General features: G+C 56.6%; 21 protein-coding genes. 10 read left to right on the top strand and 11 right to left on the bottom strand.

Annotated features, from left to right (window positions below; all coding sequences use genetic code 11):
• The first annotated feature begins 254 nt into the window (after window positions 1-254).
• Window positions 255-1787 (top strand): SpoVR family protein, encoded by a 1533-nt coding sequence (locus IM294_RS16135; RefSeq protein WP_193360364.1) that lies wholly within the window; start codon window positions 255-257, stop codon window positions 1785-1787.
• Between the two features lie 45 nt (window positions 1788-1832).
• Here the strand turns inward: IM294_RS16135 and fadR are convergent, their stop codons facing one another.
• Window positions 1833-2552, bottom strand: a complete 720-nt coding sequence (gene fadR, locus IM294_RS16130) for a fatty acid metabolism transcriptional regulator FadR (RefSeq protein ID WP_028013515.1) — start codon at window positions 2550-2552, stop codon at window positions 1833-1835.
• A 201-nt stretch (window positions 2553-2753) separates the two neighbouring features.
• Between fadR and nhaB the strand changes: the two genes are divergently transcribed.
• On the top strand, window positions 2754-4292 hold the full coding sequence (nhaB, locus tag IM294_RS16125; RefSeq protein ID WP_028013516.1) for a sodium/proton antiporter NhaB: 1539 nt from the start codon (window positions 2754-2756) through the stop codon (window positions 4290-4292).
• Between the two features lie 46 nt (window positions 4293-4338).
• Entirely contained in the window at window positions 4339-4869 is a 531-nt protein-coding gene (gene dsbB / locus IM294_RS16120) for a disulfide bond formation protein DsbB (RefSeq protein WP_028013517.1), read from the top strand.
• Window positions 4870-4902: 33 nt separating this feature from the next.
• Here the strand turns inward: dsbB and IM294_RS16115 are convergent, their stop codons facing one another.
• From IM294_RS16115 to IM294_RS16105, 3 genes are all read right to left on the bottom strand, one after another.
• Entirely contained in the window at window positions 4903-5343 is a 441-nt protein-coding gene (locus tag IM294_RS16115) for a YcgN family cysteine cluster protein (RefSeq protein WP_028013518.1), read from the bottom strand.
• Window positions 5344-5436: 93 nt separating this feature from the next.
• Window positions 5437-6096 carry a fumarylacetoacetate hydrolase family protein gene (locus tag IM294_RS16110; protein WP_126818479.1) on the bottom strand — a complete coding sequence of 220 codons (660 nt, stop codon included), beginning with the start codon at window positions 6094-6096 and terminating at the stop codon, window positions 5437-5439.
• A 47-nt stretch (window positions 6097-6143) separates the two neighbouring features.
• A complete protein-coding gene (locus tag IM294_RS16105) occupies window positions 6144-6419 on the bottom strand; it encodes a YcgL domain-containing protein (RefSeq protein WP_063154453.1) in 276 nt (91 codons plus the stop codon).
• 123 nt (window positions 6420-6542) lie between these two features.
• Between IM294_RS16105 and minC the strand changes: the two genes are divergently transcribed.
• Genes minC through minE form a run of 3 tightly spaced genes read left to right on the top strand, consistent with a single transcriptional unit; the run spans window position 6543 to window position 8359 of the window.
• The gene (gene minC / locus IM294_RS16100) at window positions 6543-7250 is read left to right on the top strand and encodes a septum site-determining protein MinC (RefSeq protein WP_028013521.1); all 708 of its coding nucleotides are present in this window, start codon (window positions 6543-6545) and stop codon (window positions 7248-7250) included.
• Window positions 7251-7273: 23 nt separating this feature from the next.
• Entirely contained in the window at window positions 7274-8086 is an 813-nt protein-coding gene (gene minD, locus IM294_RS16095) for a septum site-determining protein MinD (RefSeq protein ID WP_028013522.1), read from the top strand.
• 3 nt (window positions 8087-8089) lie between these two features.
• On the top strand, window positions 8090-8359 hold the full coding sequence (minE, locus tag IM294_RS16090) for a cell division topological specificity factor MinE (RefSeq protein ID WP_010432714.1): 270 nt from the start codon (window positions 8090-8092) through the stop codon (window positions 8357-8359).
• A 74-nt stretch (window positions 8360-8433) separates the two neighbouring features.
• Here the strand turns inward: minE and rnd are convergent, their stop codons facing one another.
• From rnd to IM294_RS16065, 5 genes are all read right to left on the bottom strand, one after another.
• Window positions 8434-9561, bottom strand: a complete 1128-nt coding sequence (gene rnd / locus IM294_RS16085; protein ID WP_126818503.1) for a ribonuclease D — start codon at window positions 9559-9561, stop codon at window positions 8434-8436.
• A gap of 71 nt (window positions 9562-9632) precedes the next feature.
• Complete coding sequence (gene fadD / locus IM294_RS16080; RefSeq protein WP_072252102.1) at window positions 9633-11318, bottom strand: long-chain-fatty-acid--CoA ligase FadD; 1686 nt, start codon at window positions 11316-11318, stop codon at window positions 9633-9635.
• A gap of 203 nt (window positions 11319-11521) precedes the next feature.
• Window positions 11522-12103 carry a Slp family lipoprotein gene (locus IM294_RS16075; protein WP_041909497.1) on the bottom strand — a complete coding sequence of 194 codons (582 nt, stop codon included), beginning with the start codon at window positions 12101-12103 and terminating at the stop codon, window positions 11522-11524.
• Between the two features lie 37 nt (window positions 12104-12140).
• Entirely contained in the window at window positions 12141-12836 is a 696-nt protein-coding gene (gene tsaB / locus IM294_RS16070; RefSeq protein WP_047367799.1) for a tRNA (adenosine(37)-N6)-threonylcarbamoyltransferase complex dimerization subunit type 1 TsaB, read from the bottom strand.
• A 66-nt stretch (window positions 12837-12902) separates the two neighbouring features.
• Window positions 12903-14813 carry an ATP-dependent DNA helicase gene (locus tag IM294_RS16065; RefSeq protein WP_126818478.1) on the bottom strand — a complete coding sequence of 637 codons (1911 nt, stop codon included), beginning with the start codon at window positions 14811-14813 and terminating at the stop codon, window positions 12903-12905.
• A 133-nt stretch (window positions 14814-14946) separates the two neighbouring features.
• Between IM294_RS16065 and IM294_RS16060 the strand changes: the two genes are divergently transcribed.
• Entirely contained in the window at window positions 14947-15291 is a 345-nt protein-coding gene (locus IM294_RS16060; protein WP_049138820.1) for a RidA family protein, read from the top strand.
• Between the two features lie 6 nt (window positions 15292-15297).
• On the opposite strand, the gene IM294_RS16055 is transcribed toward IM294_RS16060, so the two are convergent.
• Window positions 15298-15480 (bottom strand): YoaH family protein, encoded by a 183-nt coding sequence (locus IM294_RS16055; RefSeq protein ID WP_008500497.1) that lies wholly within the window; start codon window positions 15478-15480, stop codon window positions 15298-15300.
• 61 nt (window positions 15481-15541) lie between these two features.
• On the opposite strand from IM294_RS16055, the gene pabB reads away from it, so the two are divergent.
• The 3 genes from pabB (at window position 15542) to sdaA (ending at window position 19000) form a co-directional block, all read left to right on the top strand.
• On the top strand, window positions 15542-16870 hold the full coding sequence (gene pabB, locus IM294_RS16050; RefSeq protein ID WP_126818502.1) for an aminodeoxychorismate synthase component 1: 1329 nt from the start codon (window positions 15542-15544) through the stop codon (window positions 16868-16870).
• Window positions 16871-16872: 2 nt separating this feature from the next.
• On the top strand, window positions 16873-17451 hold the full coding sequence (locus tag IM294_RS16045; protein ID WP_028013530.1) for a CoA pyrophosphatase: 579 nt from the start codon (window positions 16873-16875) through the stop codon (window positions 17449-17451).
• A 184-nt stretch (window positions 17452-17635) separates the two neighbouring features.
• Complete coding sequence (gene sdaA, locus IM294_RS16040) at window positions 17636-19000, top strand: L-serine ammonia-lyase (protein ID WP_028013531.1); 1365 nt, start codon at window positions 17636-17638, stop codon at window positions 18998-19000.
• 240 nt (window positions 19001-19240) lie between these two features.
• Here the strand turns inward: sdaA and yoaE are convergent, their stop codons facing one another.
• The gene (gene yoaE / locus IM294_RS16035) at window positions 19241-20800 is read right to left on the bottom strand and encodes a CNNM family cation transport protein YoaE (protein ID WP_028013532.1); all 1560 of its coding nucleotides are present in this window, start codon (window positions 20798-20800) and stop codon (window positions 19241-19243) included.
• Between the last annotated feature and the right edge of the window lie 312 nt (window positions 20801-21112).

Raw genomic sequence — 21112 nt, 5'->3', positions numbered from 1 at the left:
TTCAACATACGACTTTTTTATGGTGACTTACCTCACACATCCCCCAGCATCAGGGGACAGGGATAATTTGGGATCTCCTGCTGAGCTTTATTTTTAACCAGCATAAAATTCTGATGAGTGCGCTTTTTTTGCCGTATCAAAAACGGGAAATCGTAAAGAAAAAATTTCTGCGCCAGCACGCTTTTTAACACGTTGATCTATGCTTGAAAGGAGGCTCTCCAGACAGAGAGAGCACCCACAACGAGGGCGCGCTAATGGCTACTATTGATTCCCTGAACAAGGACAACACACGTCTGAGCGATGGACCCGACTGGACCTTCGAGCTGCTGGATGTCTACCTCGCCGAAATCGATCGGGTGGCAAAACTGTATCGCCTGGATACCTATCCCCATCAGATTGAGGTGATTACCTCCGAACAGATGATGGACGCTTACTCCAGCGTCGGGATGCCGATCAACTATCCGCACTGGTCGTTTGGTAAAAAATTCATTGAAACGGAGCGGCTGTACAAGCACGGCCAGCAGGGGCTGGCGTATGAGATCGTCATTAACTCCAACCCGTGTATCGCCTATCTGATGGAAGAGAACACCATTACCATGCAGGCGCTGGTGATGGCGCACGCCTGCTACGGCCATAACTCCTTCTTTAAAAATAACTATCTGTTCCGCAGCTGGACGGACGCCAGCTCCATCGTCGATTACCTGATCTTCGCGCGTAAATACATTACCGACTGCGAAGAGCGCTACGGCGTGGACGAGGTAGAGAAGCTGCTCGACTCCTGCCACGCGCTGATGAACTACGGCGTGGACCGCTATAAACGCCCGCAGAAAATCTCACTGCAGGAGGAGAAAGCCCGGCAGAAAAGCCGCGAGGAGTATCTGCAGAGCCAGGTGAACATGCTGTGGCGCACCCTGCCGAAGCGTGAGGAGGAAAAAACGATTGCCGAAGCGCGTCGTTATCCGTCCGAGCCGCAGGAAAACCTGCTCTATTTTATGGAGAAGAATGCCCCGCTGCTGGAGCCGTGGCAGCGCGAGATTTTGCGCATCGTGCGCAAGGTGAGCCAGTATTTCTATCCGCAAAAGCAGACGCAGGTGATGAACGAGGGCTGGGCAACATTCTGGCACTACACCATTCTCAACCATCTGTATGACGAGGGGAAAGTCACCGAGCGGTTCATGATGGAATTCCTCCACAGCCATACTAACGTGGTGTTCCAGCCGCCCTACAACAGCCCGTGGTACAGCGGGATTAACCCGTATGCGCTGGGCTTTGCGATGTTCCAGGATATTAAGCGCATCTGCCAGTCGCCAACGGAAGAGGACAAGTACTGGTTCCCGGATATCGCCGGTTCTGACTGGCTGGAAACGCTGCATTTTGCGATGCGCGACTTTAAGGATGAGAGCTTTATCAGCCAGTTCATGTCGCCGAAGATCATGCGCGATTTCCGCTTCTTCACCGTGCTGGACGATGACCGCAACAACTATCTGGAGATCTCCGCGATCCACAACGAGGAAGGATACCGGGAGATCCGCTCCCGTCTCTCCTCCCAGTACAACCTGAGCAACCTTGAACCCAATATTCAGGTGTGGAACGTGGACCTGCGCGGCGACCGCTCCCTGACGCTGCGCTATATCACGCACAACCGCGCACCGCTGGATAAAGGACGTAAAGAGGTGCTGAAGCACGTGCACCGCCTGTGGGGCTTTGACGTGCAGCTGGAGCAGCAGAATGAGGACGGCAGCGTGGAGCTGCTGGAACGCTGCCCGGCGCGGTTGAATACGCTGTAGCGCCACCGGGCGAAAAAAAACCTCTCGATTGAGAGGTTTTTTATTTTAGCGACTCTGAATCGCTAAATCGCCCGGCAGCGTTTTCTGCATACGGTGCCAGATTTCACCGGAGTCGTGGCCGTAGCGGCGTACGGTTTCATAAACCTGATCGTGCAGGCCTTCGGTGCAGAGCTTGCTCAGCTTATGGTAGAAGCCCAGCGCCAGACTGCGGGCTTCAGGGTTAGCGAAGTAGTGACGACCAATGCGGGTATAGAGCCCTTTCATACCGTTGAGGATCAGGCCGTAAACCGGGTTGCCGGAGGCAAACGCCAGGCCGCGAAACACGTTGTAATCGAGGGTGGCAAAAGCGTCGGCGTGATCTTCAACTTCATTCGCGCTGGCCAGCACCGCAAGCGCATCTTCAGGATGCTGACGGAAAGCGGTACGAATAAAAATAGTCGCGATGTTGGTGCGCACGGAGAGCAGATTATCAATCAGCTGCGGCACGCTTTCGTGGTCGAGGCGCGCCAGCGTTTCAAGAATGTTCAGCCCCGAGGTTTCCCAGAAGTTGTTTACCTTTGTTGGCTTGCCGTGCTGGATCGTCAACCATCCATCACGCGCCAGTCGCTGAAGCACTTCACGCAGCGTGGTGCGAGTGACGCCAATCAGTTCAGAGAGTTCGCGTTCAGCCGGAAGAATGGACCCCGCAGGGAAACGATTATTCCAGATGCTTTCAATGATGTACTCTTCCGCGAAACCCGCCGGGCTCTGCGCCTTAATGACCATAGTGAGATTTCCATTACACAGCTTTTTGCAAATTGGACTCATCATACCAGAGGCGTGCAACGGCAGGTAGCGCGGCAAAGTGAGAAAAGAGGGATCGCCGTTTCATTTTTGTGAAATTTACAATGCGGTCTTATCCGCCTCCGGGCCGCGATTTTTGCGTATACTGATGTTTTGTATTACTTAACGGGAAGGACGTCTGTTGTGGAAATTTCTTTTGGGCGCGCGCTGTGGCGCAATTTTTTAGGTCATTCTCCTGACTGGTACAAACTGATACTGCTGGTTTTCCTGGTCGTTAATCCCATCATTTTTAGCGTGGATCCGTTTATCGCCGGGTGGCTGCTGGTGGCGGAATTTATCTTCACCCTGGCCATGGCGCTGAAGTGTTATCCCCTGCTGCCCGGCGGTTTGCTGGCGTTTGAAGCCGTTGTCATCGGCATGACGTCCGCAGAGCATGTAAAAGCAGAGCTGGCCTCCAATCTGGAAGTGCTCCTGCTGCTCATTTTTATGGTGGCCGGTATCTACTTTATGAAACAGCTGCTGCTGTTTATCTTTACCCGCCTGCTGCTGAGCATTACGTCAAAAACGATCCTCTCGCTGGCGTTTTGCCTTGCCGCCGCCTTTCTGTCGGCCTTCCTGGATGCGCTCACCGTTGTCGCGGTGGTGATCAGCGTCGCCGTCGGATTTTACGGCATTTATCACCGCGTGGCCTCCTCTCGCCCAAGTGAGGATTTACAGGACGATAGCCACGTCGAGGCGCATAACCGCGACGTGCTGGAACAGTTCCGCGCGTTTCTGCGCAGCCTGATGATGCACGCAGGGGTCGGTACGGCGCTGGGCGGCGTGATGACCATGGTGGGCGAGCCGCAAAACCTGATCATCGCGAAAGCGGCTGAATGGCATTTTGGCGAGTTTTTCCTGCGCATGGCCCCCGTCAGCGTGCCTGTGCTGGTCTGCGGGTTAGCGACCTGCATTCTGGTCGAAAAATTCAGGCTGTTCGGCTACGGCGCACAGCTGCCTGAACCGGTCCGCAAAGAACTGCATAAATTTGACGAGCAGAGCCGCAAACAGCGTACGCGCCAGGAGACGCTGCGTCTGATTGCGCAGGGGATCATCGGCATCTGGCTTATCGCCGCGCTGGCGTTGCATCTTGCCGAAGTCGGGTTGATTGGCCTCTCGGTCATTATTCTTGCCACCACCTTTAGCGGGGTTACGGACGAACATGCTATTGGTAAAGCCTTTACCGAAGCCCTGCCGTTTACCGCGCTGCTGGCGGTCTTTTTTGCGGTCGTGGCGGTGATTATTGACCAACACCTTTTCGCACCGATTATCGCGTTTGTGCTTCAGGCCTCGCCGGACTCGCAGCTTACGCTGTTCTATCTATTTAACGGTCTGTTGTCCTCTATTTCCGATAACGTCTTTGTCGGGACGGTGTATATCAATGAGGCCAAAGCGGCGATGGAGCAAGGGATCGTCAGCACCGGGCAGTTCGACCTGCTGGCGGTAGCCATCAATACCGGAACAAACCTGCCCTCCGTTGCAACACCTAACGGCCAGGCGGCATTTCTCTTCCTGCTGACCTCGGCGCTGGCGCCACTCATACGGCTTTCTTATGGAAGAATGGTCTGGATGGCGCTGCCGTACACGCTGGTGCTCACCGTTGTTGGTTTGCTGTGCATCAAAATTACTCTCGTTCCCTGTACGCAATGGCTGCTACAAGCGGGTATACTTGCGGCGCATTAAAATTCGTTTACACTGCGCTTTCTAAGCATGTTCCAGGGAAATGATTATGTTGAGATTTTTAAACCAGTGCTCCCGCGGTCGCGGAGCGTGGTTGTTGATGGCCCTGACCGCCTTTGCGCTGGAAATGGTTGCGCTGTGGTTCCAGCACGTGATGGGACTCAAGCCCTGCGTGCTGTGCATCTATGAGCGCTGCGCGCTGTTCGGCATTATGGGTGCAGGCCTGGTGGGCGCAATTGCCCCAAAAACGCCGTTGCGCTATGTGGGTATTGCCATCTGGCTGTACAGCGCCTGGAAAGGGATTGAGCTTTCCTGGCAGCACACCATGATGCAGCTGCATCCGTCACCGTTTATGACCTGTGATTTCGCCGCCCGCTTCCCGAGCTGGCTGCCGCTGGATAAGTGGCTTCCGCAGGTGTTTGTCGCATCCGGTGACTGCTCCGTACGTCAGTGGGAATTCCTGACGCTGGAGATGCCGCAGTGGCTGGTGGGCATTTTTGTGGCCTACTTCGTCGTGGCGCTGCTGGTGCTGATTGCTCAGCCGTTCAAACCGAAGAAACGCGATTTGTTTGGAAGGTAAAAGCAAAAACCCGCCACGGCGGGTTTTTTATTATCACCGATTAGGGTGATTCATGATGTGATCTTCCCAGTCCCGTACCTCGGACTCCTTCACCGCAATGTGGCGTACCGAGATACGCTCGCCGTGCATCGCCGCTTTTGAACCGGTCAGCAGAGGATGCCAGGCCGGTAGATCTTTCCCTTCCGCCAGCAGGCGATACGCGCAGGTGTGCGGCAGCCACTCAAAAGTCGGCAGATTTTCACGGGTGAGTTTGATGCAGTCCGGCTCGAACTCGAAGCGGCGTTCGTAGTTGCGGCACTGGCAGGTTTTAATGTTCAGTTGCCTGCAGGCGACGTTGGTGAAATAGATCTCATCGGAGTCTTCATCCATCAGCTTGTGCAGGCAGCACTGCCCGCAGCCGTCGCACAACGATTCCCACTCCGCGTCGGTCATTTGGTCAAGAGTTTTGCTTTGCCAGAAAGGAATGTCGTTCATCAGGATGTCCACACGTCAAAAGAAAGCGCACCTTATAACGAGTCTGGCACGTGGTTGCAAGTTTTGCCGCCCTTTGCAGGCGGCAAGATGCGGTTACAGCACGCGGGTTCTTAGCGACAGGCCGTTAAAACCGACCTCAAGCTCATCGCCGCTGGCGAGCGGGCCCACGCCTTCCGGCGTGCCGGTGAGGATCACATCGCCCGGCTTCAGGGTGAAGAAACGGCTCATGTAGGCGATCAGCGGCACGATCTTGTGGATCATATCTGCCGTGGTGCCCTGCTGGCGGATCTCGCCGTTAACCTTCAGGCTGAGCGGAGTGTCCTGCGGATCGTTGGTAAATTCATTCACCGGAACAAACCCTGAAATCGGACATGCGTTATCAAAGCCTTTGGCTTTTTCCCACGGCTGCCCTGCCTTCTTCATTTTGCCCTGCACGTCGCGCAGGGTCAGATCCAGCGCCACGCCGTAGCCGGCAATCGCTTTCTCGACATGCTCTTCGGAAGCCTGGCGCAGCGTGGCGCCGATCAGCACGGCAAGCTCTACTTCGTGATGCACCGACCCAAGCCCCTGCGGCAGCGCCAGCGGCTGGCGGATGTCGCATAGCGCCGTCTCGGGCTTGATAAACAGGACCGGCTCTTCTGGGGTTGCGCTGCCCATCTCCTGAATATGCTTCGCATAGTTGCTGCCCACGCAGACCACTTTGCTGACGGGATAATCCAGTAATGCACCTTGCCAGTTATGATGTTGATACATGCTCGACCCCTAATCGGTTGATGTGTTATGCCCGAAAACAGCTGAGGCTATTTTTTCCCGGACGCCTCGAGGTGCTGTTTTAATAAATTCTCAGGCGGCGGTGGAAGCTGTAAATAATAGCCCTGCTCGGCTAATGCCGTTTTCACTTTTTCCAGATCGGCATTCACCAGTTTCTTACGGCCGTCCAGCGGCAGCAGCATCGCCAGCTGTGGTCGGCCAAAGCTCTTCATTAATTCTTCCGGCACGCGTGAAAAATCGTCTTTCTTTTCGACATAAAGATAGGTCTGGTCACGGCTTGTACTTCTGTAGATCACACAAAACATGTTTTTACTCTGAATTAATCGGTGGTTGCTTGCCTCAATATACTCCTGACTATAACATGCCTGATACTCTTCGGAATATCGCAGCGAATGGTTGCGGTTAATAGCAAATTGAGTAAGGCCAGGATGTCAAACACGCCCATCGAGCTTAAAGGCAGTAGCTTCACCTTATCAGTGGTTCATTTGCATGATGCAAAACCCGAGGTTATTCGTCAGGCGTTAGAAGACAAAATCGCCCAGGCTCCCGCCTTTCTGAAGCACGCCCCCGTCGTCATCAACGTCAGCGGTCTTGAGGCACCGGTTAACTGGACACGTCTCCAGCAGGCGGTCTCCTCTACCGGGCTGCGTATTGTCGGCATCAGCGGCTGCAAAGATCCCGAGTTGAAAGCGGAAATCGACCGTGCGGGGCTGCCTCTTCTTAATGAAGGCAAAGAAAAAACCCCACGTGCAGCACCCGCTGCCGTACAAACGCCCCCTCCTGCGGCGCAAAACGTTACCGCTCTCACAAAAACGCGAATGATTGATGTGCCGGTTCGTTCCGGTCAGCGCATTTATGCGCCAAACTGTGATCTAATTGTTACAAGCCACGTCAGCGCTGGCGCAGAGCTTATTGCAGATGGCAATATTCACGTTTACGGTATGATGCGTGGACGTGCTCTCGCGGGCGCAAGTGGCGATCGGGACGCGCAAATATTTTGTACTCACCTGACGGCGGAACTGGTATCCATCGCAGGTGAATATTGGCTGAGCGACAAGATCCCAGCCGAATTTTATGGCAAAGCGGCTCGCCTGCTTCTGGCAGACGACGCGTTGACCGTTCAACCGTTGAATTAATCCCTTTTTAACAAGGAATTTCTATGGCACGCATTATTGTTGTTACTTCGGGTAAAGGAGGCGTTGGCAAGACCACCTCCAGCGCGGCCATCGCTACTGGTTTGGCCCAGAAGGGAAAGAAAACCGTCGTTATCGACTTCGATATCGGTCTGCGTAACCTCGACCTCATCATGGGATGTGAGCGTCGCGTCGTATATGACTTCGTGAACGTCATTCAGGGCGATGCCACGCTGAACCAGGCGCTGATTAAAGACAAGCGCACCGAGAACCTCTTCATTCTTCCGGCTTCTCAGACGCGTGATAAAGATGCCCTGACCCGTGAAGGCGTGGAAAAGGTGCTCGACGAGCTGAAAAAAATGGAGTTCGACTTCATCGTCTGTGACTCCCCTGCCGGCATTGAAACCGGTGCCCTGATGGCGCTCTACTTTGCTGATGAAGCGATCATCACCACCAACCCGGAAGTCTCCTCCGTGCGTGACTCCGACCGTATTCTCGGTATTCTGGCCTCCAAATCCCGCCGTGCGGAAAATGGACAGGATCCGATCAAAGAGCACCTGCTGCTGACCCGCTATAACCCGGGTCGCGTAAACAAAGGTGACATGCTAAGCATGGAAGACGTGCTGGAGATCCTGCGCATTAAACTGGTTGGCGTTATCCCGGAAGACCAGTCCGTGTTACGCGCCTCTAACCAGGGCGAGCCCGTGATCCTTGATACAACGGCAGATGCAGGTAAAGCTTACGCCGATACCGTTGACCGTCTGCTGGGAGAAGAACGTCCTTTCCGCTTCATTGAAGAAGAGAAGAAAGGTTTCCTCAAACGCCTGTTCGGAGGATAAGTTATGGCATTACTGGACTTTTTTCTCTCGCGGAAAAAAAGCACCGCCAACATCGCAAAAGAACGCCTGCAAATTATCGTTGCGGAGCGTCGTCGTAGCGACGCCGAGCCTCACTACCTGCCGCAGCTGCGCAAGGACATCCTGGAAGTGATCTGTAAGTATGTGCAGATTGACCCGGAGATGGTCACCGTACAGCTGGAGCAAAAAGACGGGGATATTTCGATTCTGGAGCTGAACGTAACGCTTCCGGAAGCGGAAGAGTCGCGTCCGTAGGTTCCTGGTGTCGTAGCCCCGGTAAGCGCAGCGCCACCGGGGAGAATATGCCGGGTATATCGCCCGGCATATTTTTATCGCGGATAACCTTCCAACAAGGTATTCAGGCGATCGGCCATCAATACCCCGCGCCAGCCAGCCATCAGTTCCGGCACGCCATTCTGCGGTTTCAGCTTCCAGTGCCAGTTCAGCAGCTGGTTAATTTGTCTGCGTGACGCCAGCAGTTCAGCGCTCAGCTTGCTTTCCGTTGCGACATCCTGCACCAGCGCTTTGATATCCTTAAATGCTCTACGATAGCCCGGCATATCCATGAGATTCAGCAGCGTCTCAGGGAGTGCATCCTCCGGCAGCGCCTGCGCTTTGGCGACCAGCGCCAGCAGGGTTTTACCATGGAAACGGATCTCGCTGCCGGAAAGGCCAATGCTGTCCAGCTCGCCCAGGCTGCCCGGCATATAGCGCGCGACCGCCCAGAGATGCTCTTCACGCACCACAAAATTCACGGCCAGATCGCGCTCGCGCGCTTTACGCAAACGCCAGTCCGCTAACAGCTGCAGGCAGGCCAACTGACGCGTGCGAAGCTGCCAGGCGTTGGTGATATCACGCCAGGCCTCTTTCGGGTCGACCACTTCCTGGCGACGCTGCTGCGTCATACGGCACTCGTCCAGCGCGGCAGAGAGCCAGCCGGAGGCTTCCGCCTCTTTCATCAGCTGTCCGGCAATCGGCAGCAGGTAAAACACGTCTGCCGCCGCATATTCCAGCTGACGCTCGGTAAGCGGACGGGCCAGCCAGTCGGTACGGGATTCACTTTTATCCAGCGTCAGGCCCGTGTACTCCTCCACCGTGGCGGCAAAGCCCCACGATAGCGGACGACCGCTGAACGCCGCGAGGATCTGCGTATCAATCAGCGGCTGAGGCATGATGCCAAAGGTGTTAAGAAAGACTTCCAGATCTTCACTGCCCGCGTGCAGATATTTCGTTACCGCAGTATCCAGCAGCAGGTCACGCATCGGCGCCCAGTCGGTAATGCCGAGCGGGTCGATCAGCGAGACGTGCTTACCGTCGTACATCTGTATCAAACCCAGCTGTGGATAATAGGTGCGAGTACGGACAAACTCGGTATCCAGAGCGATGGCAGGAAAGTCGCGCGTCACTTCGCACAGCGAAGCCAGCTCGTCGTTGGTCGTGATCATCTGGTAATTCAAATCGGATTCTCTTTTGTTTGCGCCCATAAAAAACGCCGGCTTAACCGGCGTCTGGGCGATTAACGTGAAGCTCAGGCCTTATTGTCTACTTTGGCACGGGCTTCGTCACGTAATTCTCGTCGTAATATCTTCCCGACGTTGGATTTCGGCAACTCATCGCGGAATTCCACCAGCTTCGGCACCTTATAGCCCGTCAGCTGACGGCGACAAAACGTTATCAGCGCTTCCTCGGTAAGAGAAGGATCTTTCTTGACCACAAATATCTTCACAGCTTCACCGCTGCTGCCGGAAGGAACGCCCACCGCCGCCACTTCCAGCACGCCGCTGTGCTGCATCACCACGTCTTCGATTTCGTTCGGATAGACGTTGAAGCCGGAGACCAGGATCATATCTTTTTTGCGATCGACGATGCGCAGGAAGCCTTCGTCATCCATCACCGCAATATCGCCGGTGTGAAGCCAGCCGTCTTTAATGATTTCGTCGGTCGCATCAGGACGCTGCCAGTAACCCAGCATCACCTGCGGCCCTCTGACGCACAGCTCGCCCGGCTCGCCGTGAGGCACTTCGTTATCCTCATCATCCACCAGCTTTGCTTCCGTCGACGGGACCGGCAGGCCGATGCTGCCGCTGTGGTAGTCGATATCGTGCGGGTTGACGCTCACCAGCGGGGCACATTCCGTCAGGCCGTAGCCTTCCAGCAGATATTGCCCGGTTAGCTTCACCCAGCGCTCGGCCACCGCCTGCTGAACCGGCATGCCGCCGCCCGCGGAGAGATGCAGCGTGGAGAAATCAAGCTGTTGGAACTCTTTGTTGTTGAGCAGCGCGTTAAACAGGGTGTTCACCCCGGTCATGGCGGTAAACGGGTATTTTGCCAGCTCTTTCACCAGACCCGGGATATCGCGCGGGTTGGTGATCAATACGTTTTGCCCGCCCAGCTCGATAAACAGCAGGCAGTTCATGGTCAGCGCGAAGATGTGATACAGCGGCAGCGCGGTGATTACCAGCTCTTTACCCGGATGCAGCAGCGGCCCGTAGGTGGCATTGACCTGCTCAAGGTTCGCCAGCATGTTGCGGTGGGTCAGCATCGCCCCTTTGGCCACGCCGGTGGTGCCGCCCGTGTATTGCAGGAAGGCCAGGTCTTCGGAGACGACTTCAGGCTTGACGTACTGCATGCGATAGCCCGCATGCAGCGCGCGGCGGAAGGAGATAGCATCCGGCAGGTGGTATTTTGGTACCAGACGTTTGACGTATTTAACGACAAAGTTAACCAGCGTCCCTTTGGCGGTGGAAAGCTGATCGCCCATGCGCGTCAGGATGACGTGCTTCACCTGGGTTTTGTCGACCACTTTTTCCAGGGTATGGGCAAAGTTAGAAACAATGACAATCGCCACCGCCCCGCTGTCGTTCAGCTGATGTTCCAGCTCGCGCGGCGTGTAAAGCGGGTTAACGTTGACCACAATCATCCCGGCACGCAGGATGCCAAACAGCGCCACCGGGTATTGCAGCAGGTTCGGCATCATCAGCGCGACGCGATCCCCTTTTTGCAGCCCAAGTCCTTCCTGCAGATAAGCCGCAAACGCCCGGCTACGCTCCTCAAGCTTACGGAACGTCATCACCTCGCCCATATTCACAAACGCGGGCTGGTCTGCGTAACGTCTTACCGAGTGCTCAAATAATTCCACCAGGGATTGATAACGGTCAGGATTGATCTCCGCAGGCACATCTGCGGGATAACGGTTAAGCCAAACCTTTTGCAATGCATCACCTCTGAAATGAGTGTTCGTCGTCATCACAGCCCCGATAATAAACAGTTTGTTAACATTATATTAACTCAGCGTACCAGTTTATTAATTGTTCAGATTGCAGGTTGCGAAGCGCGTCACTCTTTTTTTTCGTTTTATCCGTAAAAAAACAGAGACAGCGGCTGAACCGCTGTCTCTTTCTTAACAATAACAGTAAGTTACTCAGTTACGATCGTTTGAACCTGTGCAGGGCCCGGGTTATACCAGCCCCATCCCGGATAACCGTAACGATAAGGATGTGGACCCCACATCCACGGGTCGATTGGCTGAGGCGGCATCACCACCTGCTGGGCGATACGCCAGCGCTTATAGCCGTTCACCTGCATGGTCATAAATTTATACGGCGTGTTGCCGATTTTGCCCTGCACCGAACCGGTAATCGGCCCGACAACGGTTACCAGCTGTCCGCGAAAATCGACCGGGTCGAGGAAACCACTAACGTCGGCATAGATACGCCCGCGAGAGGCTTCACCGAGTACGGGACGCGCGCCGCTGTCGAGCGGTACCGTGGCAATTTCCAGACGGGTTTTCCCCTGCTGGTTCTGCACGTCGATCACTTTCCCACCGAAGCGGGCTTCCTGGCCGACATAAAGCTCGGGCGCATTCATTACCCGAACCAGATCCTGCTGTGGCGTAGGGCTGCTGCCCTTGATCGCATCAGGTACGGTTACGCAACCGCTCAGTGCTATGGCAACCGCGCCTGCCATAAAAAGGCGTACTACTTTAGTCTGAACCGCCATGATGCGACTCCTTTTTCTCAGTTCCTGTTACTGAGATTCATTCGCGGCCCGGAAGTTTCTTCCACGCGACGGTGTTTCGCAAATAAACCGGCTCCGCATGCTCAACGGCAACGGTTTTTCCTGCTGCAAGCAGTTGACGGGCAATCGGGAGCATATCTTCTGCCGCAGGCAGGAGCATGTTGCCGTCCACCAGCGTCACGCCGGTGCCGCTCGCCATCTCTGGCCACGCCGGCCAGCCCGTGCCGACCGTCGCCCACTCGCCGGACAGCTGCTTCAGGCGCTCAGTAACGGCTTCAGGCTTAAGCACTGCTTCCGTCTCTTCGCCGTGCCAGACGCCGTTTTCATCGCGGGTATATTCCGCCCAGTAAACTTCACCCATGCGAGCGTCAATAGCGGCGAGCACGCGGGTCGCGCCCGTCATGCGCCAGGCTCCCTCGGCCATCGTCGCGAGCGTAGAGACGCCGATCATCGGCAGGTCAGCGCCCAGCGCCAGCCCCTGCGCGATGCCAATCCCAATGCGCACGCCCGTAAAGCTGCCGGGGCCGCGGCCAAAGGCCAGCGCGTCGAGGTCGGTTAAGGTGGTGTTGCCCTGGGTTAAAATGGCTTTTACCAGGGGCAGAATACGCTGGGTGTGTTCCCGTGGGCACTCTTCGAAATGAGCAGAAACAGCACCGTCGTTTAACAGAGCAACAGAGCAAGCCTCTGTCGCGGTATCAATAGCCAGAATTCGCATCAGTCGTCGCGCTCTCGCAAGGGTCAGTCACAAAATGGCGCGCATCTTAGCACACTCCGGAGCGAATTACTCCGCCGTTGGGTTTGCCAGGAAACGCACCGCGCGTTTAATGTCCCGCGTACGCGGGGCGGGCGGCAGGCTGGCGAGGAAGGTTGCGCCGTAAGGACGCATCACCAGGCGGTTATCGCAGATCACCAGCACGCCGCGGTCGGTGACGTCACGGATCAGTCGCCCTACCCCCTGCTTGAGCGTGATGACCGCGTCCGGTAGTTGGACGTCGTCGAACGGGTCGCCGCCGCGCAGGCGGCAGTCTTCCATCCGCGCCTTGAGCAGCGGATCGTCCGGCGACGTGAACGGCAGCTTATCGATGATCACCAGCGAGAGCGTGTCGCCGCGCACGTCCACCCCTTCCCAGAAGCTGCTGGTTGCCACCAGCAGGGCGTTACCGGCGCTGACAAACTGCTGGAGCAGCTGGCCTTTACTGGTTTCCCCCTGCAGCAGCACCGGGAGGGTCATGGTGGCGCGAAACTGCTCGGCGAGATCGCGCATCATGGCGTGTGAGGTGCAGAGCATAAAGCAGCGCCCGTTGTTGGCCTCAATCATCGGCTTGAGCATCGCTGCGAGATGCCGCGCCGCCCCCGGCTGGTTCGGCAGCGGGAGATTGCGTGGCACGCAGAGTAGCGCCTGCTTTTCGTAATCAAACGGGCTGGGCAGCAGCAGTGATTCCGCCGGCTCAATACCGAGGCGCTCGGTGAAGTGGTGCAGATCGTCATTTACAGACAGGGTTGCGGAAGTGAAGATCCAGCTTCCCGGCTTCTGCGCCATCACCTCTTTGAATTTATCGGCCACCGTCAGCGGCGTGAGCGCCAGGGTAAAGTGGCGCGAGGTGCATTCATACCAGTAGCTGTACCCCGGCTGGTTGATCTCTTTTAGCCGTTTGAGCCGCCCGCGATAGAGCGTGGCGCGTTCGAAGGCGGCGTCAAGCAGCGCGGAGCGTCCGAGGGACAGCTTCGCCACGTCGTAGCAAAGCTCAAGTGCATCATCGAGCAGCAGCAGCGCGCGCTGGATATTTTTGTCCGCCAGCAATTCGCGCAGGTTGCCGCGATAGCCCGGCTCGCCAAGCTGTAAGCGGAAATCCTGCGCGCTTTGCGCCAGACGGTCGGCGCACTTCTGCAGCTGCTGGGTATCTTTGAGTTCGGTCCGGTAGGCAATGGTAAAATCTTTCGCCAGATCCTGTAGCTGGCGGCTGGAGAGCGACTGGCCGAAATACTGGCTGGCGATATCCGGCAACTGATGGGCTTCATCGAAGATCATCACGTCCGCCTCCGGGATCAGCTCGCCGAAACCGCTGTCCTTAACCACCATATCCGCGAGGAACAGGTGGTGGTTCACCACCACCACGTCTGCGTCCATCGCTGTTTTGCGCGCTTTCACCACAAAACAGTCTTTATACAGCGGGCAGTCGCTGCCGAGGCAGTTGTCGTTGGTGCTGGTCACCAGCGGCCAGGCCGGGGAATCTTCCGGCACGCTCGCGCAGGTGCTGATATCGCCCTCTTCGGTCTGGTTCGCCCAGGCGCGCAGGATAATGACGTCGCTCAGGGTTTGTACCGGCAGATCGCCGCCCGCCAGCGCCTGCTGTTCAAGACGTTCCAGGCAGAGATAGTTGGAGCGCCCCTTCAGCAGGGCCAGACGGCCTTTATATTTCAGCGCCTTTGCCACCGTGGGCAAGTCGCGGCTGTAGAGCTGATCCTGCAGCGCTTTCGATCCGGTGGAAATTATCACCTTCTTTTTCGCCCGCAGCGCCGGCGCAAGGTAAGCATAGGTCTTACCCGTGCCGGTTCCGGCTTCAACCACCAGCGGCTGGGCCTTATCAATGGCGCGGGCAACGGCGTGCGCCATCTGTCGCTGAGGCTCACGGGGCTTGAAGCCGGGGATCGCCTGCGCTAATTGACCTTCAGGGGAAAAATCGTCTGCCACGTTGCTCTCTCACTGTATTTTTGCACAGGGATTATGTCAGCCCATCTTCTCCTGTGCCACCCCAAATAGTGACGACGGCAGAACAATATGGCAGTCTTGCCGCCTGACGACGAAAAATAACGAGGAAACGTTTATGACAATTGTGCGCATTGATGCCGAAGCCCGCTGGTCTGATGTGGTGATCCACAACCAGACGCTGTATTACACCGGTGTACCGTCAAATCTGGACGCGGATGCGTTCGAACAGACGGCGAATACCCTGGCGCAGATTGATGCCGTGCTGGAAAAACAGGGCAGCGATAAAACCCGCATTCTGGATGCGACCATTTTCCTGGCAAATAAAGACGATTTCGCGGCGATGAACAAAGCCTGGGATGCGTGGGTGGTAGCGGGTCACGCGCCTGTACGCTGCACCGTACAGGCCACGCTGATGAAACCGGAATACAAGGTTGAGATCAAGATTATCGCGGCGGTTTAAGCCCGATTACTCTTCATCTTCATCCTCAAAACGCGCCACGATCCGCTCGCCGGTATGGGTGGCGCGCAGCTCCTCCGCCACCTGGGAAATCGCCTGTCCGCTGCTCATCCCCTGGGACATCAGTTCCTGAATTCGCTCAACCGCTTTCTGCTGCTGTTCATGGCTCAGAGAAGGTAAACCTGCAAACATCGTCAACTCCTGCTAAATTATTCGCGCTAATTATTTCACGCTGCCCGGTAGTATGCCATACATGAACATGCGCTTCCCCACTGTTGTTACCTTACCCTGGCGCGCTGACGCCGCTGAGTTCTGGTTTGCCCGTCTGAGCCATCTTCCTTTTGCCATGCTGCTGCACTCCGGCCATGCGGATCACCCGTACAGCCGCTTCGATATTCTGGTGGCCGATCCCCTGAAAACGCTGACGACCGACGATCTGTCGACGACGGACGATCCGCTGATGCAGCTTCAGCAGGAAATCAACGCGCTGGGCTTATCCGCTACCCCTAACCTGGACCTGCCCTTCCAGGGCGGCGCGCTGGGCCTGTTTGGCTACGATTTGGGTCGCCGCTTCGAGATGCTGCCCGAGCATGCGCAGGCGGATATTGCCCTGCCGGACATGGCCGTGGGGCTGTATGACTGGGCGTTGATTGTGGACCACCAGAAAAAAAGGGTCTCCCTGCTGAGCCATAATGACGTGCAGGCGCGTCTGGCCTGGCTTGAGGCACAACAGCCTGCTCCAGCTGAGGCGTTCACCCTGACCTCCGGCTGGCGCTCGAACATGACCGCGCCGGAATACGCGGAAAAATTCTCCCGCGTGCAGGCCTATCTGCAAAGCGGCGACTGCTATCAGGTTAACCTTGCCCAGCGTTTCCAGGCAGCATACCAGGGGGACGAGTGGCAGGCGTTTACCCGTCTCAATGCCAGCAACAGGGCTCCGTTCAGCGCGTTTGTACGTCTGGAACAGGGGGCCATCCTCAGCCTGTCGCCGGAGCGTTTTATCCATCTGGCGGAAGGGACGATTCAGACCCGCCCGATTAAAGGCACGCTGCCGCGCCTTGCCGATCCGGACGCCGATCGCCAGCAGGCGGAGAAACTCGCCGGGTCACCGAAGGATCGCGCCGAAAACCTGATGATTGTCGACCTGATGCGTAACGATATTGGCCGGGTCGCCGAACCAGGCAGCGTGCGCGTGCCGGAGCTGTTCGTCGTCGAACCTTTCCCGGCAGTGCATCATCTGGTCAGCACCATCACCGCGCGTCTGCCCGCCTCTCGCACCGCCTGCGATCTGCTCCGGGCCGCGTTCCCGGGCGGCTCCATCACCGGTGCGCCAAAAATTCGCGCCATGGAAATTATCGACGAACTGGAACCGCACCGCCGCAACGCCTGGTGCGGCAGCATCGGCTATATCAGCCTGTGCGGCACCATGGATACCAGCATTACCATTCGCACGCTGACGGCCTGCGACGGCAATCTGTACTGTTCTGCGGGCGGCGGCATTGTGGCGGACAGCCAGGCCGAGGCGGAATATCAGGAAACCTTTGATAAGGTGAACCGCATCCTGAAGCAACTGGAGAACTAACGGTGGAGAAAGAGAACCTGACGCTGGATGATTTTCTGTCGCGCTTTCAGCTGCTACGGCCGCAGGTCAACCGCGCCACGCTGAATCAGCGTCAGGCGGCGGTGCTGATCCCGGTGGTGCGCCGGGAACAGCCGGGCCTGCTGCTTACGCAGCGTTCGCCGCATATGCGCAAACACGCCGGTCAGGTGGCCTTTCCGGGAGGGGCGGTGGACAGCACCGATGCGTCGCTGATTGCCGCCGCGCTGCGGGAAGCGCAGGAGGAGGTGGCGATCCCGCCTGACGCGGTGGAAGTCATCGGCGTGCTGCCGCCCGTCGACAGCGTGACCGGCTTTCAGGTCACGCCGGTCGTCGGCATTATCCCCCCCAATCTTCAGTATCATGCCAGCGTCGACGAAGTCTCTGCGGTGTTTGAGATGCCGCTTGAAGAGGCGCTCCGGCTAAGCCGCTATCATCCGCTGGATATCCATCGCCGGGGGCATGACCATCGGGTCTGGTTGTCCTGGTATCAGCATTATTTTGTCTGGGGCATGACGGCGGGCATCATTCGTGAACTGGCGCTACAAATCGGCCTGAAGCCTTGACTATACTTTACATTCCAGCCTTTTTTGCAGGTTTGCGATCCGCGTCGCGCTATTAGCAAAACCCATCGTTAACCATTAGTTTAATTCATGTGAATAGTTAAGCCGAGGTTGGTGTTCCCTCTTACACTATGCGCAGTTATAACATCGTTACTGGAACCCCGGTAACCCTGTCAGGAGTGTGAAAGTGATTAGTATATTCGACATGTTCAAAGTGGGGATTGGTCCTTCTTCTTCCCACACTGTAGGGCCGATGAAGGCCGGTAAACAGTTCGTCGATGATCTGGTCGAAAAAGGATTACTGGAAAGCGTTACCCGTGTCGCCGTAGACGTTTACGGTTCATTGTCATTAACGGGTAAAGGGCACCACACCGATATCGCCATTATTATGGGTCTGGCGGGCAATATGCCGGACACTGTTGATATTGATGCCATCCCGGCATTCATCCGCGACGTGGAAGCGCGCGGTCGCCTGCTGCTGGCTAACGGTCAGCACGAAGTGGATTTCCCGCAGGATGACGGCATGCGTTTTCGCAGCGACAACCTGCCGCTGCATGAAAACGGCATGACTATCCACGCCTGGAGCGGCGAAAAAGAGATCTACAGCAAAACCTACTACTCCATCGGCGGTGGCTTCATCGTTGACGAAGAGCATTTCGGTAAAGAGAGCGCGGGCGACGTGAACGTGCCCTATCCGTTCAAATCGGCCACCGAGATGCTGGGTTACTGCAAAGAGACCGGTTTGTCGCTGTCCGGCATGGTGATGCAGAACGAGCTGGCGCTGCACAGCAAAAAAGAGATCGAAGACTATTTTGCCAACGTGTGGCAAACCATGCGCGCCTGTATCGATCGCGGGATGAACACCGAAGGCGTACTGCCAGGGCCACTGCGCGTGCCGCGTCGTGCCTCTGCCCTGCGCCGTATGCTGGTGACCACGGACAAATTCTCTAACGACCCGATGAACGTAGTTGACTGGGTGAACATGTTTGCTCTGGCGGTGAACGAAGAGAACGCCGCGGGGGGGCGCGTCGTGACTGCGCCAACCAACGGTGCGTGCGGGATCGTTCCGGCTGTGCTGGCCTACTACGATCACTTTATCGAGCCTGTGACGCCGGATATTTATATCCGTTATTTCCTCGCGGCAGGCGCTATCGGCGCGCTGTACAAGATGAACGCGTCCATTTCAGGCGCTGAAGTGGGCTGTCAGGGTGAAGTAGGCGTGGCCTGCTCCATGGCGGCGGCCGGTCTGGCAGAGCTGCTGGGCGCAAGCCCTGAACAGGTTTGCGTGGCTGCGGAAATTGGCATGGAGCATAACCTCGGTCTGACCTGTGATCCGGTCGCAGGCCAGGTGCAGGTGCCGTGCATTGAGCGTAACGCGATTGCCTCCGTCAAAGCGATTAACGCCTCGCGCATGGCGATGCGCCGTACCAGCGAACCACGCGTGTCGCTGGATAAGGTTATCGAAACCATGTACGAAACCGGCAAAGACATGAACGCGAAGTACCGTGAAACGTCGCGCGGCGGTCTGGCCATTAAGGTGCAGTGCGACTAATCCTCTCTTTCGCCCATCCGCAACGGATGGGCGAATTTCTCCCTTCATTCTCGTCTCCTTCTTCTTTCCCCACTACACTTTTACGGTCGCGGCTGCTCGCGCTCGGCCTGGCATCAGGCAGCGGCTAAATAGCGAACGGGTTGAGAGAGAAGCAGGCGCGGTAGTAACGCCACAATGGCTGGCGGGAAAATCTTCCCCGCCAGAAGATCGTAACGGGCACATCGTACCCGTTAAGCAGACTTATTCGTCTTCGTCGTGTGCAGACTGTTCTTTAACAATGCGGACCAGATCGACGCGGTAGTCGTTAGCTTCAACGATAGTGATGTGCAATGGAGGAAGCTCGATCACATCCCCGACGCGCGGGATCTGACCGTTTACGGCGATAACCAGCCCCGCCACGGTTGCGATGTCTTCTTCATCGTTAACCACATTTTCCAGCCCCAGCGTATGCGAGAGCGCGTGCAGGTCGGTCGCACCTTTGACCAGCCAGCCTTCGCCGTCGGCCACAATCTCAGGCGTTTCATCTTCATCAGGGAATTCACCGGCAATCGCTTCAAGCACGTCCAGCGGCGTCACCAGCCCCTGTACCACACCAAACTCGTTGGTGACGATAACAAAGCTACCGCGCGCGCGACGCAATACGCCCAGCAGGTTGATCGGATCCAGCGTTTCCGGTACGACAATCGCCGGCGACGAAGCTGCAATGGCCTCCACGTTGACACCCTCTTCCAGCGCCACCAGCATCTCTTTCGCCCGAACCACGCCGATGATCTCATCCAGCTCACCGCGGCATACCGGGAACAGGCTGTGCGGAGATGAGAGCAATTGCTGACGAATTTCATCAACGCTCAGGTTGGCATCCACCCAGCTGATTTCTCCGCGCGGCGTCATAATGCCGCGCAGGGAGCGGGAGGCCAGCGAAAGCACGCCGTTGATCATGTAGCGTTCTTCTTCCACAAACGCGCCTTCCGGAACCGGCACCGGGTTACGGTTTTCAGGGTCAGACTGGACGTTCACCTGACGGCGTCCGCCCATCAGACGCAGAATGGCGTCCGCCGTACGGGCGCGCAGCGGCTGATTTGACTGCTGCTTAATAAAGTTACGGCGCGCAATCTGGTTGAACAGTTCGATCAGGATCGAGAAGCCAATCGCGGCGTACAGGTAGCCTTTCGGAATATGGAAGCCGAAACCTTCCGCCACCAGGCTCAAACCAATCATCAGCAGGAAGCTCAGACAGAGCACGACCACCGTCGGATGCTGGTTGACGAAGCGCGTCAGCGGTTTCGAGGCCAGCAGCATCACCGCCATCGCAATCACGACGGCCGCCATCATCACCGGCAGGTGGTTCACCATACCGACCGCGGTAATCACCGCATCCAGCGAGAAGACTGCATCCAGCACCACAATTTGCAGCACCACGACCCAGAAGCTGGCGTAGCCCTTACCGTGACCATCGTCGTGCTGACGGTTCTCCAGCCGTTCATGCAGCTCTGTTGTCGCTTTGAAGAGCAGGAATATCCCCCCGATTAGCATGATCAAATCACGGCCGGAGAAGGTGTAATCCATGACGGAGAACAGCGGTTTGGTCAGCGTGACCATCCACGAGATAACGGAGAGCAGCCCCAGTCGCATGACCAGCGCCAGCGAGAGTCCAATCAGACGCGCTTTATCACGCTGTTTTGGCGGCAGCTTATCCGCAAGGATGGCGATAAACACCAGGTTATCGATGCCGAGAACGATCTCTAGTACGACCAGCGTGAGCAGTCCCACCCAGATTGACGGGTCCATTAAGAATTCCATGACAAGCTCCTGCTAAAGGAATGACAAAACGGTGCCCCACTCAACGTGGGCAAATAAGAGGCAGACAGAGTTGATACGTGGCGTGGTTCGCCGGTGAAAAAGGCGCGGAATGGCCTGGTAGATGACTGACGTCGGTGACGGTCCATATAGTGGGCTGTAGCCCTATACTCCTGAACAAGTAAACGGAGGCTAAACATATCAGAGAGACTGTGTTTTTAGCAAAGATTTACGTTCCTTTGCAAAGTTCTGTAACACAGCGGCTATACGCTACAGATAATTCTGTAACGCGTGGCTAAATTACGGATCTTCATC

This window comes from Enterobacter cloacae complex sp. P43RS (genome assembly GCF_014930585.1).
Classification (GTDB): Bacteria; Pseudomonadota; Gammaproteobacteria; order Enterobacterales; family Enterobacteriaceae; genus Enterobacter; species Enterobacter bugandensis.
The sequence above is the reverse complement of the archived record's forward strand: the minus strand, read 5'-3'. Positions and strand labels throughout refer to the sequence as shown.

Bases quoted from the DNA above. Each gene is read 5' to 3' on its own strand.
- fadR (WP_028013515.1), bottom strand. From the start codon at position 2,552: ATGGTCATTAAGGCGCAGAGCCCGGCGGGTTTCGCGGAAGAGTACATC.
- minE (WP_010432714.1), top strand. From the start codon at position 8,090: ATGGCATTACTGGACTTTTTTCTCTCGCGGAAAAAAAGCACCGCCAAC.
- IM294_RS16075 (WP_041909497.1), bottom strand. From the start codon at position 12,103: ATGGCGGTTCAGACTAAAGTAGTACGCCTTTTTATGGCAGGCGCGGTT.
- IM294_RS16135 (WP_193360364.1), top strand. From the start codon at position 255: ATGGCTACTATTGATTCCCTGAACAAGGACAACACACGTCTGAGCGAT.
- IM294_RS16105 (WP_063154453.1), bottom strand. From the start codon at position 6,419: ATGTTTTGTGTGATCTACAGAAGTACAAGCCGTGACCAGACCTATCTT.
- minD (WP_028013522.1), top strand. From the start codon at position 7,274: ATGGCACGCATTATTGTTGTTACTTCGGGTAAAGGAGGCGTTGGCAAG.
- yoaE (WP_028013532.1), bottom strand. From the start codon at position 20,800: ATGGAATTCTTAATGGACCCGTCAATCTGGGTGGGACTGCTCACGCTG.
- IM294_RS16055 (WP_008500497.1), bottom strand. From the start codon at position 15,480: ATGTTTGCAGGTTTACCTTCTCTGAGCCATGAACAGCAGCAGAAAGCG.
- minC (WP_028013521.1), top strand. From the start codon at position 6,543: ATGTCAAACACGCCCATCGAGCTTAAAGGCAGTAGCTTCACCTTATCA.
- IM294_RS16060 (WP_049138820.1), top strand. From the start codon at position 14,947: ATGACAATTGTGCGCATTGATGCCGAAGCCCGCTGGTCTGATGTGGTG.
- dsbB (WP_028013517.1), top strand. From the start codon at position 4,339: ATGTTGAGATTTTTAAACCAGTGCTCCCGCGGTCGCGGAGCGTGGTTG.
- tsaB (WP_047367799.1), bottom strand. From the start codon at position 12,836: ATGCGAATTCTGGCTATTGATACCGCGACAGAGGCTTGCTCTGTTGCT.
- IM294_RS16115 (WP_028013518.1), bottom strand. From the start codon at position 5,343: ATGAACGACATTCCTTTCTGGCAAAGCAAAACTCTTGACCAAATGACC.
- IM294_RS16110 (WP_126818479.1), bottom strand. From the start codon at position 6,096: ATGTATCAACATCATAACTGGCAAGGTGCATTACTGGATTATCCCGTC.
- pabB (WP_126818502.1), top strand. From the start codon at position 15,542: ATGAACATGCGCTTCCCCACTGTTGTTACCTTACCCTGGCGCGCTGAC.